The 18,802-nt window shown below is 35.3% G+C and carries 22 protein-coding genes and 2 pseudogenes; 19 read left to right on the top strand and 5 right to left on the bottom strand.

Annotated elements, in window-relative coordinates:
• Positions 1 to 9 precede the first annotated feature (9 nt).
• The 12 genes from J4P91_RS05200 to J4P91_RS05145 all read left to right on the top strand — a co-directional run bounded on the left by J4P91_RS05200 (position 10) and on the right by J4P91_RS05145 (position 10,334).
• Positions 10 to 1,332: a dihydrolipoamide acetyltransferase family protein gene (locus J4P91_RS05200; protein WP_207993148.1), complete on the top strand. Its 1,323-nt coding sequence runs from the start codon at positions 10 to 12 to the stop codon at positions 1,330 to 1,332.
• Between the two features lie 116 nt (positions 1,333 to 1,448).
• On the top strand, positions 1,449 to 2,150 hold the full coding sequence (locus J4P91_RS05195) for a DUF421 domain-containing protein (protein WP_207993147.1): 702 nt from the start codon (positions 1,449 to 1,451) through the stop codon (positions 2,148 to 2,150).
• A 363-nt stretch (positions 2,151 to 2,513) separates the two neighbouring features.
• Positions 2,514 to 3,692, top strand: a complete 1,179-nt coding sequence (locus tag J4P91_RS05190) for an FtsW/RodA/SpoVE family cell cycle protein (protein ID WP_207993146.1) — start codon at positions 2,514 to 2,516, stop codon at positions 3,690 to 3,692.
• Positions 3,693 to 4,046: 354 nt separating this feature from the next.
• On the top strand, positions 4,047 to 4,520 hold the full coding sequence (locus J4P91_RS05185; protein WP_243763726.1) for an NUDIX hydrolase: 474 nt from the start codon (positions 4,047 to 4,049) through the stop codon (positions 4,518 to 4,520).
• Between the two features lie 120 nt (positions 4,521 to 4,640).
• Positions 4,641 to 5,048 (top strand): YjdF family protein, encoded by a 408-nt coding sequence (locus tag J4P91_RS05180; protein WP_207993144.1) that lies wholly within the window; start codon positions 4,641 to 4,643, stop codon positions 5,046 to 5,048.
• Between the two features lie 140 nt (positions 5,049 to 5,188).
• Positions 5,189 to 5,602 (top strand): BrxA/BrxB family bacilliredoxin, encoded by a 414-nt coding sequence (locus J4P91_RS05175; RefSeq protein ID WP_207993162.1) that lies wholly within the window; start codon positions 5,189 to 5,191, stop codon positions 5,600 to 5,602.
• Between the two features lie 397 nt (positions 5,603 to 5,999).
• Positions 6,000 to 6,779 (top strand): transporter substrate-binding domain-containing protein, encoded by a 780-nt coding sequence (locus J4P91_RS05170; protein ID WP_207993143.1) that lies wholly within the window; start codon positions 6,000 to 6,002, stop codon positions 6,777 to 6,779.
• Positions 6,780 to 6,816: 37 nt separating this feature from the next.
• A complete protein-coding gene (locus J4P91_RS05165; RefSeq protein WP_207993142.1) occupies positions 6,817 to 7,476 on the top strand; it encodes an amino acid ABC transporter permease in 660 nt (219 codons plus the stop codon).
• Positions 7,469 to 8,191, top strand: a complete 723-nt coding sequence (locus tag J4P91_RS05160) for an amino acid ABC transporter ATP-binding protein (RefSeq protein ID WP_207993141.1) — start codon at positions 7,469 to 7,471, stop codon at positions 8,189 to 8,191. Before J4P91_RS05165 ends, J4P91_RS05160 begins: the two co-directional genes overlap by 8 nt.
• 100 nt (positions 8,192 to 8,291) lie before the next feature.
• Positions 8,292 to 9,260, top strand: a complete 969-nt coding sequence (locus J4P91_RS05155) for an aromatic acid exporter family protein (protein ID WP_207993140.1) — start codon at positions 8,292 to 8,294, stop codon at positions 9,258 to 9,260.
• A gap of 210 nt (positions 9,261 to 9,470) precedes the next feature.
• On the top strand, positions 9,471 to 9,998 hold the full coding sequence (locus J4P91_RS05150) for a L,D-transpeptidase (protein WP_207993139.1): 528 nt from the start codon (positions 9,471 to 9,473) through the stop codon (positions 9,996 to 9,998).
• A gap of 96 nt (positions 9,999 to 10,094) precedes the next feature.
• A complete protein-coding gene (locus J4P91_RS05145; protein ID WP_207993138.1) occupies positions 10,095 to 10,334 on the top strand; it encodes a DUF3894 domain-containing protein in 240 nt (79 codons plus the stop codon).
• A 119-nt stretch (positions 10,335 to 10,453) separates the two neighbouring features.
• Here the strand turns inward: J4P91_RS05145 and prli42 are convergent, their stop codons facing one another.
• Positions 10,454 to 10,546, bottom strand: a complete 93-nt coding sequence (prli42, locus tag J4P91_RS05140) for a stressosome-associated protein Prli42 (RefSeq protein ID WP_153019474.1) — start codon at positions 10,544 to 10,546, stop codon at positions 10,454 to 10,456.
• 200 nt (positions 10,547 to 10,746) lie between these two features.
• Between prli42 and J4P91_RS05135 the strand changes: the two genes are divergently transcribed.
• Positions 10,747 to 11,292 carry a GNAT family N-acetyltransferase gene (locus J4P91_RS05135; RefSeq protein ID WP_026049154.1) on the top strand — a complete coding sequence of 182 codons (546 nt, stop codon included), beginning with the start codon at positions 10,747 to 10,749 and terminating at the stop codon, positions 11,290 to 11,292.
• A gap of 126 nt (positions 11,293 to 11,418) precedes the next feature.
• Positions 11,419 to 12,537: a tripeptidase T gene (locus J4P91_RS05130; RefSeq protein ID WP_017150943.1), complete on the top strand. Its 1,119-nt coding sequence runs from the start codon at positions 11,419 to 11,421 to the stop codon at positions 12,535 to 12,537.
• Between the two features lie 55 nt (positions 12,538 to 12,592).
• On the opposite strand, the gene J4P91_RS05125 is transcribed toward J4P91_RS05130, so the two are convergent.
• Entirely contained in the window at positions 12,593 to 12,796 is a 204-nt protein-coding gene (locus J4P91_RS05125; RefSeq protein ID WP_207993137.1) for a hypothetical protein, read from the bottom strand.
• A 157-nt stretch (positions 12,797 to 12,953) separates the two neighbouring features.
• Here J4P91_RS05125 and J4P91_RS05120 point away from each other — a divergent pair, with 157 nt between their 5' ends.
• Entirely contained in the window at positions 12,954 to 14,192 is a 1,239-nt protein-coding gene (locus J4P91_RS05120) for a DNA polymerase IV (protein WP_207993136.1), read from the top strand.
• A gap of 41 nt (positions 14,193 to 14,233) precedes the next feature.
• Here J4P91_RS05120 and J4P91_RS28750 read toward each other — a convergent pair.
• Positions 14,234 to 14,391: pseudogene (locus tag J4P91_RS28750) on the bottom strand (MgtC/SapB family protein); the annotation flags it as partial.
• A 64-nt stretch (positions 14,392 to 14,455) separates the two neighbouring features.
• The gene (locus J4P91_RS05115; RefSeq protein WP_207993135.1) at positions 14,456 to 14,974 is read right to left on the bottom strand and encodes a YhcN/YlaJ family sporulation lipoprotein; all 519 of its coding nucleotides are present in this window, start codon (positions 14,972 to 14,974) and stop codon (positions 14,456 to 14,458) included.
• A gap of 115 nt (positions 14,975 to 15,089) precedes the next feature.
• On the opposite strand from J4P91_RS05115, the gene J4P91_RS05110 reads away from it, so the two are divergent.
• Positions 15,090 to 15,524, top strand: a complete 435-nt coding sequence (locus tag J4P91_RS05110) for a hypothetical protein (protein ID WP_207993134.1) — start codon at positions 15,090 to 15,092, stop codon at positions 15,522 to 15,524.
• 64 nt (positions 15,525 to 15,588) lie between these two features.
• On the opposite strand, the gene J4P91_RS05105 is transcribed toward J4P91_RS05110, so the two are convergent.
• Entirely contained in the window at positions 15,589 to 15,840 is a 252-nt protein-coding gene (locus tag J4P91_RS05105) for a DUF3932 family protein (RefSeq protein ID WP_207993133.1), read from the bottom strand.
• A gap of 188 nt (positions 15,841 to 16,028) precedes the next feature.
• On the opposite strand from J4P91_RS05105, the gene rnz reads away from it, so the two are divergent.
• The 3 genes and pseudogenes from rnz (at position 16,029) to sdaAB (ending at position 18,790) form a co-directional block, all read left to right on the top strand.
• Positions 16,029 to 16,952 (top strand): ribonuclease Z, encoded by a 924-nt coding sequence (gene rnz, locus J4P91_RS05100; protein WP_017150948.1) that lies wholly within the window; start codon positions 16,029 to 16,031, stop codon positions 16,950 to 16,952.
• Positions 16,953 to 17,333: 381 nt separating this feature from the next.
• Positions 17,334 to 18,110 (top strand): annotated as a pseudogene (locus J4P91_RS05095) (PTS sugar transporter subunit IIC).
• A 20-nt stretch (positions 18,111 to 18,130) separates the two neighbouring features.
• Entirely contained in the window at positions 18,131 to 18,790 is a 660-nt protein-coding gene (sdaAB, locus tag J4P91_RS05090) for an L-serine ammonia-lyase, iron-sulfur-dependent subunit beta (RefSeq protein ID WP_207993132.1), read from the top strand.
• Positions 18,791 to 18,802 lie beyond the last annotated feature (12 nt).

Here is an 18,802-nt window from a genome sequence, read left to right as displayed (position 1 = left end):
GGACTATACATGGCTGTAGAAAATATCACAATGCCTCAGCTTGGGGAAAGTGTAACGGAAGGTACAATTAGTAAATGGCTCGTAAATATTGGCGATCACGTAAATAAATATGATCCGCTTGCAGAAGTAATGACAGATAAGGTAAATGCAGAAGTACCATCTTCTTTCACAGGAATTGTGAAAGAGTTGGTCGCTGGTGAAGGTGATACACTTGCAGTAGGTGAAGTTGTTTGTGTCATCCAAGTAGAGGGCGCAGATGAGGTAGCTGCGACAGCTGTAGAAGAGAAAACAAAAGAGGAGCCAAAGGTAGAAGTAGCTTCAGCTGAAAAAACACCAAAAGTGAAGCAAGCAACTGATGGCAAACCACGTTTCTCACCAGCTGTATTAAAACTTGCAGGTGAACATAATATCGATTTAGATGTAGTGGAAGGTACGGGAGCAAACGGCCGTATTACACGTAAAGATATTCTGAAGCTTGTGGAATCTGGAAATATTCCGGTAGTTGGTGCGAAGAAAGAAGAAGCACCTGTCTCTGCGCAGGTATCACAGGAAGCGCCAAAATCAGCTACGCCAGCACCGGTAGCACAAAAAACAGAAGCGGCCAAACCGGTTTCTGTACCGACAGTGCCTGGAGATATCGAAATTCCAGTGACTGGTGTGCGTAAAGCAATCGCGGCGAATATGCTGCGTAGTAAACATGAAGCACCACACGCATGGATGATGATTGAAGTAGATGTAACAAACCTTGTATCATACCGTAATTCAATCAAAGGTGAATTCAAAAAACGTGAAGGCTTCAATTTAACATTCTTTGCATTCTTCGTTAAAGCAGTTGCACAAGCGTTGAAAGAATACCCACAAATTAACTCAATGTGGGCTGGCGATAAAATCGTTCAGAAGAAAGATATCAATCTTTCTATTGCTGTTGCAACAGAAAATGAACTATTTGTACCAGTTATTAAACAAGCAGATGAGAAAACAATTAAGGGTATCGCTCGTGAAATTACAGAACTTGCAGGAAAAGTACGTACAAAATCATTAAAAGCGGACGAAATGCAAGGTGGTACATTCACAATTAATAACACAGGGTCATTTGGTTCTGTTCAATCTATGGGTATTATCAACCATCCACAAGCAGCTATTTTACAAGTAGAATCGATTGTAAAACGTCCAGTTATTATGGATAATGGCATGTTTGGTGCACGCGACATGGTTAACCTATGTTTATCCCTTGATCACCGTGTACTTGATGGCTTAATCTGTGGTAAATTCTTAGGACGTGTAAAAGAGATTCTTGAAAATGTATCTGAGAATAATACGTCTGTATATTAATAATAATAATATAATGAAACTTTTAAAAAGCTAATCCGTTGTAGGATTAGCTTTTTTGTATATAGAAGAAAGAGCAGCACACACTAAAAATAATATAATAGGAAAGGCGGATAGAGATGTGGGATTTCTTTTTTGAGCGGGAACATCTTTCGATTTTAGAATGGAGTTTACGTAGCGTTATTGCATATTTCTTTTTACTAGTTGTAGCAAAATTTATGGGACAGCGTTCTATTTCTCAACTCCGTTTTGTTGATTTTATTACTGCTTTAATATTAGGGAACATTTTAGCGCATCCGTTATCAGATGAGAAATTAGGAATGATTGGTTCGATGACTACAACAGTTGTTCTTATTATATTATATAGTTTAACTGCCCTTTTAAGCTTGAAATGTGAAGGCTGGAGGCGTTTTTTAGAACCAGATCCACTTATTTTGATTCAAAATGGGAATATTGTATTGAAAAATTTAAAGAAAGCTCGTATTTCTATCGACTATTTGCTTTCAGAACTTCGTATGCAAAAGATTGAGGATATAACGAAAGTGGCAGTTGCGCTATGGGAGCCCGGAGGGAATATTTCTTCTTTTTTAAAACAAGAGAATGAACCTGTAACAAAAAAAGAGGCTATGATTGAGGCGCAACCTTTTTACATGCCAGTTGTTGTGATGAAAGAGGGAAAAATAAATAAAGAAACACTTGCTTTGTTTGGAAGAACAGAGGAATGGTTGCAAGAAAAATTACAGGAACAAGATAAATATTCAAAAGCCGTACTTGTAACATTGGATCAAAACGAAAAACTGTGTTTTATTCTTGAGAAATAAGAAACGTATACTACACGGTTCTTATTTTTTAGGAGTAATTTTGACCGTTTTAGGAATTTCTCTTTTAAGTGAAGTGAGTAGGGGCTCAAAAATATAAAAAATGAATCTTACAATGAATGACAATGTGTTATGAATTTACGAAAATACATTGCTGATATATTGTATATAGATATACAATAAGAAAAGAATACTTTTTTGGCAAATCTTACTGATGAAACTGTAGTATAATATATTGTATTGTTTGAAAAAGAAAGTTATTCTATATAAGTATTTTATAGATTAATGTGCAATCAGTCGTCAAAACATGAAGAATGTTGACTCCTGGTTTTTTATTTTGCCTTAACAATGTTTCAGGAGGATGTCATGAAGAGAAGTACCAAGTTTCTAAAAAGTTTAGATGTAAAATTAATTTTAATTTTGTGTGTATTATGTATTACGAGTATAGCAGCCATATATAGTAGTCAACAAACAGGACAATATGGAAATTCAAACTTTGCAATGAAACAAGGGGTTAACTATGTAATAGGTATTGTGTTATTACTACTTGTTGCAAGTATTGATTTAGATCAACTGCAAAAATTAGCATGGCCATTCTATATTGTTGGGTTTGCTTCCATTATCATACTTAAGATTTCACCATTTAAAGCTTTAACACCTGAAATATTAGGGGCAAAAAGATGGTTTAAAGTCCCAGTTCTTGGAGCAATCCAGCCATCGGAGTTTTTTAAAATTGCATTGCTTATTTTAGTTGCGAGTTTAGCAGTGAAGCATAATGAAAAATATATGGTGCGAACATTTCAAACGGATTTAAAATTAATAGGTAAAATTATTTTAGTATCGATTCCACCGGCGTTATTTGTATATAGTCAACCTGATACAGGGATGGTTTTCCTATATGCTGCAGGAATTGCATGTATTTTGTTTATGTCAGGTATTCAAAAGAAATTAATTGCAATATGTACAGTCATTCCCGTGACTGTATTATCTACGCTAATATTTATATATGTAAAATATCCAGACATATTTTTTAACAAGTTAGTTACGCTGTTAAAGCCACACCAACAATCACGTATTTTAGGGTGGTTAGATCCATTTGAACATGCAGATCAAGGGTACCAAACCCAACAATCTATCTTAGCAGTAGGTAGTGGGGGAATGGACGGAAAAGGGTTTGGATATGGAAACGTCTATATCCCGGAAAAACATACGGATTTCATTTTTGCTACAATTGCTGAAGAAGGTGGATTTTTAATTGCAGCTTTTGTTGTAGTTATGTTCCTTCTCCTTTTATATCGAACAATTATAATTGGTTATTCGGCAGATAATCTATTTGGGACATTATTATGTGTGGGAGTAATTGGTGTTTTAACACTACAAATCTTCCAAAATGTTGGGATGATTGTTGGATTAATGCCTGTAAAAGGAATCGCGCTTCCGTTTTTATCATATGGAGGAAGTTCTTTGTTCTCGAATATGATGATGATGGGGCTCGTGTTGTCGGTACGGAAAACGTATAAAAAGTACATGTTTTCAGTTAGTTAAATCTTATTTATTAATAAAAGCTGATTCGTTCTTATGCGAATCAGCTTTTTACATATCAAACTGAAAAAACGATATAAAATCTTTCTTTTTAGGTGAGAGAGCATCCGGCCACGTATAGAAACGATCAGACCCTTTTCCTGCTCCATACCGAATGAAACCAAAAATAGAAAACGAGAGCAGATCACCTTTTGTTTTTCATAGCAGCGACGTATATGTTGAAAAATCAAAACGGATTTATATAAAAATTCCAAAATGAATATATTTAAAAAAAGTAAATAATAAAAGCATTTTACCATTTCTTGCATATGATACAATAGTGTGGACAACGAAATAAAAAAAGAAGGGTTTGTTTCGATGGGATATGTAGAAGAGTTACGAAAAATAGTTGGTCATCGCCCTTTAATTTTAGTTGGTGCTGTTGTTCTCGTATTGAATGAAGATGGACATGTTTTATTACAACAACGAACAGAACCGTACGGAAAATGGGGGTTACTTGGCGGTTTAATGGAACTTGGAGAATCACCAGAAGAAACAGCTTGCCGTGAAGTATATGAAGAGGCAGGAATTTATGTGAAGAATTTGCGACTTATAAATGTATTTTCAGGTGCTAACTATTTTATGAAATTAGCAAATGGTGATGAATTTCAAGCGGTGACGACAGCATATTATACAAACGAGTATGAAGGTGCTTTGTCTATAAATAAGGAAGAAGCAGTCGAACTTAAGTTTTTTCCGGTAACAGAGCTTCCTGATTATATTGTGGGATCACATAAAAAAATGATTGAAGCCTATGTGAAGATAGAAAAAGAAAGTAGAAATACTATATAATAGCTATAGAAATACAAAAACACAGTTCTGGTTGGTAGTCCAGACGCATACTAGTATGTCAGTAACCTTCCCCTCCGGGATGTCCAGTATTTCTAATTTTTTTCTAAGGAGGGGCTGTCGATGGAATTGACAGTATATCATGATGGTCAGTTTTTTGTAGGAATGATTGAGAATACACATAAAGGGATTTTATACGCAGCAAAGTATATTTTTGGTGCTGAGCCATCGGACGAAGAGATACTTTTATTTGTAAATAATACGATGCTAACATATTTTAATAACTTTGCCAGATGTGGTATTCAAGTGAAAGAGAAAAAACGTCCGAAAAGTATAAAACGTATTATAAGAGAATCAGCAAAAGAAATGCATACAAAGTGTTTTACGAAAGCTCAAGAAGCAATTAGTTTATCTTATGAATTGCATAAACAAGAAAAACGAGTGCAATCTAAGGAACAACGTGAAGCAGAAAAGAGGAGAAAACGTTTTATAAAAGTGCAAAAAGCAAAGAAAAAACATCGTGGTCATTAAGAAAACACGTCTTAGAATTTGCTCTAAGACGTGTTTTCTCTTATGCAAGTAAGTTTACTTGTATTTCTGAAACGGATACTGGTAAGATACAAATAGATAGATCTAGAGGAGGGAAACCCTTGATTAACTTTAACTTTTTTATGAATGACGTTGTTCGTCAAGCACGTGAGGAAATCGTAGCTGCCGGTTATACAGAATTAACAACACCAGAAGCAGTGGAGGAAGCATTCAAGAAAGATGGTACAACACTTGTAATGGTAAACTCAGTATGTGGTTGTGCAGGTGGTATTGCTCGTCCTGCTGCTGCGCATTCTGTACATTATGATAAACGTCCAGATCACCTTGTGACAGTATTTGCAGGGCAGGACAAAGAGGCAACAGCGCATGCACGTGAATATTTTGAAGGATATCCACCATCTTCTCCGTCTTTTGCATTGTTAAAAGATGGAAAAATTGTAACGATGGTTGAACGCCACGAAATTGAAGGACACGATCCGATGCAAGTTATTGCAAAATTACAATCGTATTTTGAAGAGAATTGTGAAGAGGTTTAATAGAACAAAAAAAACGGTACAGACACTGATGTGTTTGTACCGTTTTTTTTTGTATCTTGCTGATTTAGAGGGAAACGAGGAAGAGAGGTAGTAGATGAATCTCCCTTTTGTTAGAAGCTTCACATTATTGAAAGGATATGTAGAAAAATCTCACTTTAATGATTAATAGAATTTGAATTTCTTTATTCTTAGTTGCATATCATGAAAGAGAATATACATAAAAAACATATATTATGCAATGTTTTATACATTTAAAATTTGTTGAATATGGATTTAGAAGAGAATTTAATTTATTTTTATTTTAATTATTGCATAAAAATAAAAACGCTGATACAATACAGACATCGAATAAAAATTCTATAAAACTTTTGAATATACATTATTAGGGGGAAGAAACATGAAGAAGTTATTATCGATTTCATTTGCACTAATTTTAATCGTAAGCATGTTTAGTGCTTGTAGTAAGGGAGAAACAAAAGAAGCGAATACTAATAAGAAAGTACTTGTTATGGGTACTTCAGCAGACTATAAACCTTATGAATATGTGGAAGCTTCAAAGAGTGATGAAATTATCGGTTTCGATGTAGATATTGCAAAGTATATTGGTAAAGAACTTGGTTATGAAGTGAAAATAAAAGATATGGATTTTGGAGGATTATTAGCATCACTTAGCTCAGGAAAAGTTGATTTTGTTATGGCAGGTATGACACCAACTCCAGACCGGAAGAAGAATGCGGATTTTACAGATATTTATTTTGTTGCTAAAAATATGATCGTTTCGAAAAAGGATTCTGATATTAAATCATTACAAGATTTAAAAGATAAAAAAGTAGGGGTACAAACAGGTTCTATTCAAGAAGAAAAAGCAGAGGATTTCAAAAAACAAGTAGACTTCCAAGCGGAGGGTCGTGACCGTATACCAGAAATCGTTCAAGAAATTCAGGCTGGACGTTTTGATGCTGCTATATTAGAAGATACAGTTGCTAAAAATTATTTAGACAAAATGAAAGATTTACAAGGAGTTGAAATCAAGGAAGCTCCAGAAGAAGTAGGAGCAGCGATTGCTCTTCCGAAAAATAGTGATAAAACAGAGGAATTTAATAAAGTAATTAAAAAAATGCAAGAGAATGGCGAGATGGACAAATTAGTGAAGAAATGGTTTGGCAGCGAGAAATAAGCTGCCTTTCTATTTTCCGTGAGAGGAATGACAAAAGATGAACCTAGATTTTTCGGCAATTACTCCGTCGATACCATATATATTAAAGGGCCTAGAAGTTACACTGAAAATTGTAGCAGTATCTGCTTTAGTTGGTTTTATATTAGGAACGTTATTAGCGCTTTGCAAAATTGCTAGAGTAAGAGTTTTAAATATCGCTGCTGATTTATATACATCGATATTTCGTGGTACACCGCTCGTCTTACAATTAATGATTATTTATTTCGGTGTTCCGCAAATGATTGGATATGATATACCAGCCTTTTTAGCAGCGGTACTTGCATTTAGTTTAAATTCGGGTGCATATATGTCAGAGGTAATTCGTGCAGGGATTCAAGCAGTTGATAAAGGACAGACAGAAGCTGCGATGGCATTAGGTGTTCCATATGGAAAAATGATGAGAAATATTATTTTGCCACAAGCATTAAAAAATATATTACCAGCGCTTGTAAATGAATTTGCAACACTTACGAAAGAATCGGCAGTAGTGACAGTAATTGGTGCGACTGATTTAATGCGCCGCGCCTATATTGTAGGCGGTGAAACGTTTAAATATCTTGAACCACTACTATTTGTTGGACTTGTTTACTATATTTTAGTAATTATTCTTACATTTGTCGGGAAAGCAATTGAAGGGAGAATGAAGAAAAGTGATTAAAATTGAAAACCTTCATAAATCATTTGGACAAAATGAAGTATTAAAAGGAATTACGACAACAATCGAAAAGGGTGAGGTTGTTGCGATTGTTGGCCCGTCTGGGTCCGGAAAATCAACATTTTTACGTTGTATGAACGTGCTAGAAACACCTACAAGTGGTCATATTTGGATTGGGAATGATGAAGTGACCAATCCGAAAACAAATATTATGAACGTTCGTGAAAATGTTGGGATGGTGTTTCAACATTTTCACTTATTCCCACATATGACAGTATTAGAAAATATTATGTATGCGCCAGTAAATGTAAAAGGGGTAGCAAAACAAGAAGCAGAGAAAAAAGCGAAAGAACTACTTGAAAAAGTAGGACTGCTAGATAAAAAGGATGCATATCCAAATCGTCTTTCAGGAGGACAAAAGCAGCGTGTAGCCATTGCTAGAGCTTTAGCAATGGAGCCGGAAGTTATGTTATTTGATGAGCCAACTTCTGCACTTGATCCAGAGATGGTAAAAGAAGTATTAGAAGTTATGATATCTTTAGCGACTACTGGAATGACAATGGCGATTGTGACACATGAGATGGGATTTGCGAAAGAAGTAGCTGATCGTGTACTTTTCTTAGACGGTGGAAAATTAGTTGAAGACACGAACCCAGAGCAGTTTTTTACAGCTCCAACGAGCGAACGGGCACAAGAATTTTTACAAAAAATATTGTAACCTGTAAAAGTTACGTGAATAATAAGGTGAAAAGGATGACAGCATGTCATCCTTTTTTTATACTTACTGTAAATACGTTTATACATATAGGAGCAATGATATGTTTAGAATTGGATACCGTACAGTGAAAACAGCAGTTGGAACAGGGGCAGCGGTTTTTATTGCGCAGCTTTTTGGGTTAGAATTTTATAGTTCTGCAGGGATCTTAGTTATTTTATGTGTGCAAAATACGAAACGAAAATCACTTCAAGTTTCTTTGCACCGATTTTTAGCTTGTGTATTATCCATGGTATTCTCGTTTTGTATTTTTGAAACAATCGGTTATACACCCCTTGCGATTAGTTTGTTACTTCTTACTTTTATCCCGACAGCTGTTATGTTTAAAATTCAAGAAGGAATTGTAACAAGTTCCGTTATTGTTATGCATTTATATTCATTAAAACATGTTACGTGGTCAGCGATTGGGAATGAAATTGCGATTTTAACAATTGGAATTAGCGTAGCTTTATTGGTAAATATGTATATGCCAAGTGCGGAAAAGAAATTAAAAGGATATCAGGAAAAAGTAGAATGGAATTTTAAAACGATTTTATTTGAGATGGCTGCATATTTACGAAATCGGAATAGTACATGGTCTGGAAAAGAATTAATTGAAACAGAGGACATTTTGAAGCAAGCAAAAGAGTTATCTTTCAAAAAACTTGAAAATCAATTTATGCGAGAAGATGATTATTATTATCGATATTTTGATATGCGTATGCAACAATTTGAAATTTTAGAGCGGATTATGCCCCTCGCAGCTTCACTATCGTGGTCGTATGAGCAGGCAGGTATGATTGCGGAAGTGATTGAAAACGTGGGGAATTCGATTCGTCCTGAAAGTACCGGTCTCATTTCACTTAGACAATTACAAGAAATGCGAGAGATTTTTAGAGAAATGCCTCTTCCTGAAACACGTGAAGAATTTGAAATGCGTGCGAAGCTTGTTCAACTTGTTTATGAAATGGAGCAATATTTACTCATTAAAAGTCGTTTTAAAGGGAAGGATAATGTGAAAGAACTTATATAAATCCAAATTTAAAAAACAACATTAAACCATTCTTTTTAGGTGGGTGAGAGCATCCGGCCATGCATAGAAGCGGTCAGTGCCTGTTTTAGCCCCATGCAGTGTGAAAACAAAAAGAGGAAATAAGTGGATAATTGTTTTTGTTTTCATAGCCGTAGCTAATATGTCGAAAAATCAAAATGGATTTATATATAAAGAGGAAAGGAATGGATTATGTCGTATTTTCTATCCTTGCTATTATGTTTTTCTCTTTCACCGATTTGGCCTCTTGGAGATAACCCGCGCGCTGGAGATCCATTTATTATTGTAAATAAGCAGACGAACAAGCTTGCTTACATTAATGATGGTAAAATCCAAAAAGTCTTTCCTGTAGCGACAGGAAAAACAAACGCATTAACGCCAGAGGGGACATTTGATGTTGTAATGAAAGCAAAAAATCCTTACTATATTGCGAAGAATATCCCTGGTGGATCACCAAAAAATCCTCTTGGATCTAGATGGATTGGGTTTAACGCGCGAGGTACGGATGGAAGCAAATATGGTATTCACGGCACAAATCAGCCAAGCTCAATTGGAAAATATATTTCGCAAGGGTGTATTCGGATGAAAAAACAAGATGTGGAATATTTATTTGATCGCATTCCGATTGGAACAAAGGTGTCGATTGTGAAATCAAAAAAAACGTTCCAGCAACTTGCAAAAGAAAAAGGGGCTATTGCTTATGAAAAGGTCAACCTATAAGTTGGCTTTTTCTTTTCTTCTAAGTTGTCTTGACATGTGTACATAACCATGCGTTAATGAGAATATACAAAGATAATAGGAAAAGGAGTTGCTTGTATGTATTTGAATGCAAGGCTTTCTTATATGCAATTTTGTATTGGTTTTCTATTCGTTGTTACCTTCATATTGGCAACTTTTAATATATGTTCTTTTCTCATATCAATTGTATTCATGGCACTTCTGAATGTAACCTTTGTTATAGGAGCGTTTCAGCAGAAACATTATACTAGCTTTGTGATGGCCCTTGTGATGGCTTTTTCATTTAGTATCGTAGCGATTGTACTAATAATAAAATAAAATACATATCATTCATTAAAATGAATGTGATTGAGCAGGCTGTTTATTTTCTATTCAGGAGAATAAACAGCCTGTTTATATATGTACGTAGGAAAAAAAAGACGAGCACGTCGTCTTTTTTACCAAAACATACTTGCTCCAGCAAGCAATGTTGTTACAAGCATTGAAATTAGCATAACGTATATCACAACTTTTTGTGCTTTTTTATTCATACTGTGCCTCCTTGCAATCATTACAACTTTATTGTAACGAGAAACGAAAGTATGGACAAGGGGAGGGTAAGGACAAAATTCGAGAAGTGTATATAAAATATAACAGGAAAACTCAAAATACATAGAGAATATAAAAGGATGGACACAAGTTTTTTCGGTGCCTTTTTAAAAAGTTTTGCAAGATGAAGAATGGAGATACGATGATGAAAATATATGAAACAGAGCGTTTGCAATTAAGAGAAATTGACGAGTCGTATGCAGAGCAAGTTCTTCAATATTACGACAAAAATCGTGAGTTTTTAAAGGCGTGGGAAGAATATCGACCAGATGATTTTTTTACACTGGACTATCAAAAGAAACGATTGCAAAAAGATAGAAAAGAGTTTAAGGAAGGGAAAATTATTCGATTATGGATTTTTAAGAAAGGCGATAATAAGAATATTATTGGGTGTATTTCTTTCAATTTAATCGTGAGGGGTATTTATCAATCTTGCGTTTTAGGTTACAAATTAGATAAAGATGAATTGAATAAAGGATATACGACAGAAGCGCTTAGAAAAGCAATTGATGTCGCTTTTCAAGAATTTCACTTACACCGCATTGAAGCTCCAATTATGCCTCGTAATTTAGCATCTATTCAAGTTGTAACGAAGATTGGATTTCAATATGAAGGGGTGTCCCGGAAAATGTTAATGGTGAATGGGATTTGGGAAGATCATATGCGCTGGGTCCTTTTAAATGAGTAGAAGAAAGCAGATGGTTATCTAGATGTGTGAACTATCTGTTTTTTATCTTGTCTTTCGAAACTTTTGCGAAATTCTGTTATAATTAACAATGTTACATACATAATGCAATGCAGGAGGCGCATTTTCATGATTAATCAAGAACGTTTAGTAAATGAATTTATGGAACTTGTTCAAGTAGATTCTGAAACAAAATATGAAGCAGAAATTTGTAAAGTGTTAACAGAGAAATTTACTGCTTTAGGTGTTGAAGTATTTGAAGATGACACAATGGGTGTAACTGGACATGGAGCAGGTAACTTAATTTGTACTTTACCAGCAACGAAAGAAGGAGTAGAGACAATTTATTTCACTTCTCATATGGATACAGTAGTTCCTGGTAAAGGAATTAAACCTTCTATTAAAGATGGTTATATCGTATCAGATGGTACTACAATTTTAGGATCAGACGATAAAGCTGGATTAGCATCTATGTTTGAAGCAATCCGCGTTTTAAAAGAAAAAAATATCCCTCATGGGAAAATTGAATTTATTATTACAGTTGGCGAAGAATCAGGTCTTGTTGGTGCGAAAGCATTAGACCGTGAACGTATTACAGCAAAATATGGTTATGCATTAGATAGCGATGGAAAAGTGGGCGAAATTGTAGTTGCAGCACCAACACAAGCAAAAGTAAATGCGATTATTCGCGGAAAAACAGCTCACGCTGGTGTAGCACCTGAAAAAGGTATATCTGCAATTACAATCGCAGCAAAAGCAATTGCAAAAATGCCACTTGGTCGTATTGATTCTGAAACAACTGCAAATATCGGTCGTTTCGAAGGTGGTACACAAACAAATATCGTTTGTGACCATGTACAAATCTTTGCGGAGGCTCGTTCTTTAGTAAATGAAAAAATGCAAGAACAAGTTGCAAAAATGAAAGAAGCATTTGAAACAACTGCAAAAGAAATGGGCGGTCAAGCAGATGTTGAAGTAAAAGTTATGTACCCGGGATTTAAATTTGCTGATGGTGATCATGTTGTAGAAGTTGCAAAACGTGCTGCTGAGAAAATTGGTCGTACGCCTTCTCTTCACCAAAGTGGTGGCGGAAGTGACGCAAACGTAATTGCTGGACATGGTATTCCAACAGTAAACTTAGCAGTCGGTTATGAAGAAATTCATACAACAAATGAGAAGATTCCTGTTGAAGAATTAGCCAAAACAGCTGAACTAGTTGTGGCAATTATTGAAGAAGTAGCGAAATAATTGTAAGTTATATAAAAAAGAACGTGTAAACTATAATGGGTTTACACGTTCTTTTTTATTTAGATTCAATTGCTTTCACAAGGCGAATGAGCCAATATAAAAAAATCCATGGGAGTATATATGTTGTGGCGACGCGCACTACGTGAGGGAGAAGTGCAAAGGTAATATTAATATTAAAAATTGGAAGTAACAAATAATTAATAGCAATGATTAATATAATAACGAGGAATGTGTAATTGAGTTTACTATGGTTTTTCATAATCACCAATCCTTTTACAAAATTATCCATCGTTAATATAAGTATATCAAAAATATGATAGGAAAGAACATGGTTTTTGTAATTGAAAAGCTCCACTGTTTTTATTGAATTTGATATAATGAAACGAAGAACAAATGTTCTTTTGGAGGTGAGAAGTTTGAGAGAAATGTATCCAAAAAATGGGCGTGTTATCTTGCATGTTGATATGAATTGTTTTTTTGCATCGGTTGAAATTGCACATGATCCGTCCTTAAAAGGAAAGCCATTAGCAATTGCAGGAAATGAAAAAGAGCGAAAAGGAATCATTGTAACATGCAGTTATGAAGCAAGGGAACACGGAGTACGAACAACAATGCCACTTTGGGAAGCAAAACGGTTATGCCCAGAATTAATTGTGAAGCATCCGAATTTTAAATTATATCGAGAGGCATCATTCGAGATGTTTCAAATTCTGTCACGATTTACTGAAAAGATACAGCCGGTTTCTATAGATGAAGGTTATTTGGATATAACAGATTGTTATGGATTAGGTTCGCCTCTTGAGATTGCTAAGATGATTCAGCAAGCATTATTAACAGAATTACAGCTGCCATGCAGCATTGGAATAGCTCCTAATCTTTTTCTCGCGAAGACTGCGTCAGATATGAAAAAGCCACTCGGTATTACCGTGTTTCGGAAACGAGATATTCAGGAATTACTTTGGCCACGTCCTGTTGAAGCGATGCATGGAATTGGTCAGAAAACAGCAGGAAAATTAAAAGAAATTCATATACATACAATTGGGCAGTTAGCAAATGGAGAGGAGCATGTAATTCGTGCTAAAATAGGGAAGCATGGCGTAGATTTACAAAAACGGGCAAAAGGTATGGACGAAAGAGAAGTCGTTCCAAATCAAATGGGACAACACAAAAGTATTGGAAATTCGGCAACATTTTCAAAAGATATGGATGAAGAGAAGGAATTGCTCGATATGTTAGAGCGCTTATCGAAATCAGTTAGTAAAAGGCTACAAAAGCGGACCCTTGTCACCTATAATATTCAAGTTATGATTAAATATCATGATCGGCGTACAATAACGCGGAGTAAACAATTGAAAAATGCAATTTGGGAAGAACGTGATATCTTTCAAGCTGCTTCACGTTTATGGAAGCATCATTGGGATGGCGATCCGATTCGGTTGCTTGGTGTTACAGCTACGGAACTAGAATGGAAGACAGAATCAATTAAACAACTAGATTTATTTTCATTTGAAGAAGATGCGAAAGAAGAGCCACTATTAGCTGTCATTGACCAGATTAATGATAAATATGGTACTCCTGTTTTACAAAAAGGAAGTCAGCTGTTTCGAAAGCAGGAGAAATCATTTCAGCAAAAGTTGCAGAATAAATTTATGTAAAAAGTGTCATGGTAATTCAGTATCCATGACACTTTTTATGTTTAGCCCGCTTCTAAGTCTAGTGAAGTTTTCCATCCAGCAGAGGTACCCCCAGATTCTAAAAGCATTCGACTTACTACTTTTTCGATTAAGGTGGTTGAGTTGCTTGAATAGATACCTTTTCGTTGGAATCAACACCTTTACTCAATACTTTCGTTAGTTTTTCGATAATTCGAATAAGTGCTTCTTCACTTCAAATCCTTTTGGAATGAAGTCAGGATTTTTTATCGAGCGTTAGGAAAAACTCTCCGAACTGCCTCGTTAAATTCTTCAAATAATCCTTCTACTGGTTCGTCCTTATTCACTTTTTCTGTATAATCTCTCATTCGGTTTACAAAATCGGGGTTGGCGGATACAAAGACGTTTCGAATATCTGCATCTGTTGCTCTTACTTGATCTGCGATTTTATTTTCTAATTGATTTGTTAGGTTATCTCCGTTACGTAAAACAACGGCAACATAGGCGTTTCTATTTGTCACAATAACATTCGCACGTTCAACTTCTTCTAGTTCAACAATTCGGTCAGCTGCTTTATCGGCTACTTCTAATCGTGTTTGATTATTATTGATACCATTCGTATCATTTCTAACTCTTCTTACATCAGCGTTGTTACCTTCGTATCTAACATTTCGTACATCGTTGTTATCTCGATTGTTCAGTGCTTTATCATTTTGATTCCCCGCACATCCAAATAGCGAAATAATTGCCATAGACAAGATTGAAAATACTTTTATTTTTTTCAATGTTATACCTCCTTCATGATGTTACGTTCTTAAAATGACCATTTAGATGTTTATTATGCGTAGTGAAAATGAGATGATATAATTTTTATCAAATTAGCTTGGGAGGAAGCAGAGTATGAATCAACATAATCTCGTTCATAGAATACAAAATCTTTGTAATAAGGCCATTGAATATGCGAAAGCTTTTGACAAAACTTTTAATTATTCCGAGGAAAACATTAAAGAGTTGGAAGAAATTTTAGATTATTATGCGAATGATTTGCGTGATAAGGAAGCAAGCGGAAATGAAGAAGAGATACCGACAGAAAATCAAATTTATACGATGACTTTAATTTGGGGAAGTTATTTAGGTGAAGTTCTAAAAAGGCATATAGCACAAGAGGCAGAGTGGATTCAAGGAAAAGTTTTTAATGGTAAAGAAGTTTTACATTTGCAAGTAGGAGAGTGGAAAGTGTTCCCTATTGATAAAGTATATAAACGGTTTGTAAATGGGCGAGAGGATAATGTGGTATCGTTCTATGATATAACGAAAGAATATATGTTAAAGTAACGAGATTTGTATATTTATAAAAACAAAAAAGCATCGATTTTCGATGCTTCTTTATTTTTATAGATTATGAGATAGAAGGATATTCGTAAATCACAATCTCTGAATTGTTTGTTGTTGAAATACGTTGTGCATAATATGTGATAGAGGAAGAGATATATTCCGGTAACGTTTGATTTGTATGCAATGTTGTGTATTCATGGATTAACTCTTTTAAAGTCGTCCACTCTAGTTGCGCTGGGTGATCAGAAACGAAAGAACTTACCCAGCGATCAAATGAAGATAAAAAATCAGTTTGTAAACGAAATACTTCTTTCATAGTTAAACGCTCCCTTTATTTATAATACAATTATTTTACTACAAAACACGAACGATTGCTATTTTTTTGTCGTTAATATTCGTGTAATATAGTCGTCTAGATGAGTAGTTCGTGGAAATTCATTTGCCATTTGAAATAACATTCCGTAAGATGAAAGATAGATTATATAAAGAGCTGGAGGAAAGAAAGTGGAATTTGTATTTTTAGGAACTGGTGCAGGCGTCCCTTCAAAAGGAAGGAATGTCTCGGCAATTGCTTTGCAGTTGTTAGAAGAACGAGGTGAAACGTGGCTATTTGACTGTGGTGAAGCAACGCAACATCAAATTTTACATACATCTGTGCGCCCGCGTCGCATTGAAAAAATTTTTATTACACATTTACATGGTGATCATATTTTTGGTTTACCTGGTTTATTAGGAAGTCGTTCCTTTCAAGGAGGAACAACTCCATTAACAGTATACGGCCCACAAGGGATTAAGCAATTCATTGAAGTAGCATTATCAGTGAGTACAACGCATGTTAAATATCCACTTGAAATTGTTGAAATTACAGAGGAAGGCATTGTTTTTGAAGACACTCAATTTTCTGTAGAAACGAAGCGATTATCACATGGGATTGAATGTTTTGGATATCGAATTGTTGAGAAAGATATACAAGGACACCTTCTTGTTGAGAAGCTGTTAGAAGAAGGTGTGAAGCCAGGTCCAGTCTTTAAACGTTTAAAAGATGGTGAGACAGTTGAGTTAGATGATGGAAGAGTTTTACACGGGAACGACTTTATCGGTCCACCTCAAAAAGGAAGAATTATTACGATTTTAGGAGACACACGTTATTGCGAAGCCAGTCGCCAGCTAGCACAAGATGCAGATGTACTTGTGCACGAAGCGACATTTGCAGCAGAAGATGAAGGACAAGCACATGATTATTTTCATTCTACAACAGAACAGGCAGCTCGTATTGCATTGCAAGCCAATGTGAAACGGTTAATTTTAACCCATATTAGTTCTCGTTATCAAGGAGACACTTATAAGGATTTATTAAAAGAAGCACAATCGCTGTTTACAAACACAGAAATCGCAATGGACTTAAAACATTTTCCAGTAGAACGGTAACATTTTAAAAACAATGGCAACGTAATCTTGCCATTGTTTTATTTGTAATAAAAAATTATCTCTATATAAATAGATGGAGCTGTTATTATTTGATAGCTATATAAGATGATACAGAAACTTTAAAGATTTTGAATATGTAGGAAAAAAATACAAAGTATTGGTTGTTTTAAAAAACTGTTATATAAGTAAATTTATATATTATTAGTACAAGAGAGATAAATAGTTTTGAATTCAGAAATTTTAAAATTCAACAAAAGTAAGCGTTTCATAAAAAACAGGCTATAATGAGGGCACATTACAATTCATCGTAAGTTACAACATGTGTTTTAGCCATTTTTCGTAACGAAACGAAATTGACTAAATGGGAGAGGGCATCATGGAATTATTAAGGGAACGATACTGTTATTATTTGTACTAAGTCTTTTTTCACTCTTTAGTTTCAAAGCACCAAATGGGATGAAAGCAATGGGAGCTTTAGCAAGTGCTGCTGTCGCGAGTTTCTTAGTTGAAGCATTTCAGCTATACGTTGGTGGAGATTTAATGGGCATACTGTTTTTAAAAAAAGTTGGAGAATCTGCAGGTAGTCTTGGTGGGGTAGCTGGTGCAACTCTTGTTGCATAAGCAATGGGGGTATCACCGGTTTATGCTATGCTTGTAGGGGCTTCTGTGTTAAAATTTTGATTGCTACCAGGATTTATTGCTGGTTATCTTATATCGTTTTTAGTAAAGCAAATTGAAAAACGTGTACCAAAAGGATTAGATTTAATTGCGTGTATTGTAATCGCGGCACCATTAACAAGGTTGATTGCACAAGGAATAGATCCAATTGTCACTGCAACATTGAAGCAAATTGTTGGAGTTATTACAACTGCGGCTGATACAAATCCGATTGTTATGGGGATTATATTAGGTGGAGTTATTACAGTTGTTGCGACAGCACCGCCAATTGCCGGACTTATGGTGATGTATGGCTTTAATGATCCGATGAAAGTAACGCTATGTTTCTTATGTATTATGGTCTCTGGAATTATTTCAGGATATATTGGCTCACTTCTATTCAAAAATTATCCAATTCGTACAGCGGCGCAAATTCGTGGTACGGAGGAAAGGCAACAGAATCGGCAGCTTAATAGAATAGTAGTAAGCAATTTTTCATAAAAGATTTAGGGGGAATCATGATGAAATATCGCTCAGTATTTGATATTATCGGTCCAGTTATGATTGGACCGTCTAGTTCACATACAGCAGGTGCAGCAAGAATGGGGCAAGTTGCTCGTCAACTTTTCCGTCATGAACCAGAAAGAGTTACGATCTCGTTATATGGCTCGTTTGCAAAAACATATCGTGGTCATGGTACGGATGTAGCATTGATTGGTGGAATACTAGGATTTGAAACAGATGATACACGTATCCCAAGTGCGCTAGAAATTGCAAAAGAGCGTGGGATTGAAGTGGACTTTATTGAAGAGGAAGCGAATGCGCCACATCCAAATACAGCGAGAATTCGTTTGTATAAAGGAGAAGAGGAGATTGAAGTGGTTGCTTGTTCAATTGGTGGCGGTAAGATTGAAGTGGTGGAATTAAATGGATTTGATTTACAACTATCAGGAACAAGTCCGGCACTCCTTATCGTGAATAATGATCGCTTTGGAGCAATCGCATCTGTAGCTTCTATACTTGCGAAACATGAAATTAACATTAGTACAATGAGCGTTTCACGTAAGGAAAAAGGAAGAAGAGCGCTTATGGTTATTGAAACGGACGAATTATTGGCAGATGAAGTGATTGAAGAAATAAAAGGACAATCAAACATTTGTCAAGTAACTATTATGGACTAATTGCAGGGGGGA

This window comes from Bacillus sp. XF8 (assembly GCF_017498755.1).
Classification (GTDB): Bacteria; Bacillota; Bacilli; order Bacillales; family Bacillaceae_G; genus Bacillus_A; species Bacillus_A bingmayongensis.
The sequence above is the reverse complement of the archived record's forward strand: the minus strand, read 5'-3'. Positions and strand labels throughout refer to the sequence as shown.

Bases quoted from the DNA above. Each gene is read 5' to 3' on its own strand.
- J4P91_RS05125 (WP_207993137.1), bottom strand. From the start codon at position 12,796: ATGAAAAACCATAGTAAACTCAATTACACATTCCTCGTTATTATATTA.
- J4P91_RS05130 (WP_017150943.1), top strand. From the start codon at position 11,419: ATGATTAATCAAGAACGTTTAGTAAATGAATTTATGGAACTTGTTCAA.
- sdaAB (WP_207993132.1), top strand. From the start codon at position 18,131: ATGAAATATCGCTCAGTATTTGATATTATCGGTCCAGTTATGATTGGA.
- J4P91_RS05145 (WP_207993138.1), top strand. From the start codon at position 10,095: ATGTATTTGAATGCAAGGCTTTCTTATATGCAATTTTGTATTGGTTTT.
- J4P91_RS05180 (WP_207993144.1), top strand. From the start codon at position 4,641: ATGGAATTGACAGTATATCATGATGGTCAGTTTTTTGTAGGAATGATT.
- J4P91_RS05105 (WP_207993133.1), bottom strand. From the start codon at position 15,840: ATGAAAGAAGTATTTCGTTTACAAACTGATTTTTTATCTTCATTTGAT.
- J4P91_RS05150 (WP_207993139.1), top strand. From the start codon at position 9,471: ATGTCGTATTTTCTATCCTTGCTATTATGTTTTTCTCTTTCACCGATT.
- J4P91_RS05175 (WP_207993162.1), top strand. From the start codon at position 5,189: ATGAATGACGTTGTTCGTCAAGCACGTGAGGAAATCGTAGCTGCCGGT.
- J4P91_RS05135 (WP_026049154.1), top strand. From the start codon at position 10,747: ATGATGAAAATATATGAAACAGAGCGTTTGCAATTAAGAGAAATTGAC.
- J4P91_RS05200 (WP_207993148.1), top strand. From the start codon at position 10: ATGGCTGTAGAAAATATCACAATGCCTCAGCTTGGGGAAAGTGTAACG.
- J4P91_RS05165 (WP_207993142.1), top strand. From the start codon at position 6,817: ATGAACCTAGATTTTTCGGCAATTACTCCGTCGATACCATATATATTA.
- J4P91_RS05195 (WP_207993147.1), top strand. From the start codon at position 1,449: ATGTGGGATTTCTTTTTTGAGCGGGAACATCTTTCGATTTTAGAATGG.
- J4P91_RS05155 (WP_207993140.1), top strand. From the start codon at position 8,292: ATGTTTAGAATTGGATACCGTACAGTGAAAACAGCAGTTGGAACAGGG.
- prli42 (WP_153019474.1), bottom strand. From the start codon at position 10,546: ATGAATAAAAAAGCACAAAAAGTTGTGATATACGTTATGCTAATTTCA.
- J4P91_RS05185 (WP_243763726.1), top strand. From the start codon at position 4,047: ATGGGATATGTAGAAGAGTTACGAAAAATAGTTGGTCATCGCCCTTTA.
- J4P91_RS05110 (WP_207993134.1), top strand. From the start codon at position 15,090: ATGAATCAACATAATCTCGTTCATAGAATACAAAATCTTTGTAATAAG.
- J4P91_RS05190 (WP_207993146.1), top strand. From the start codon at position 2,514: ATGAAGAGAAGTACCAAGTTTCTAAAAAGTTTAGATGTAAAATTAATT.
- J4P91_RS05170 (WP_207993143.1), top strand. From the start codon at position 6,000: ATGAAGAAGTTATTATCGATTTCATTTGCACTAATTTTAATCGTAAGC.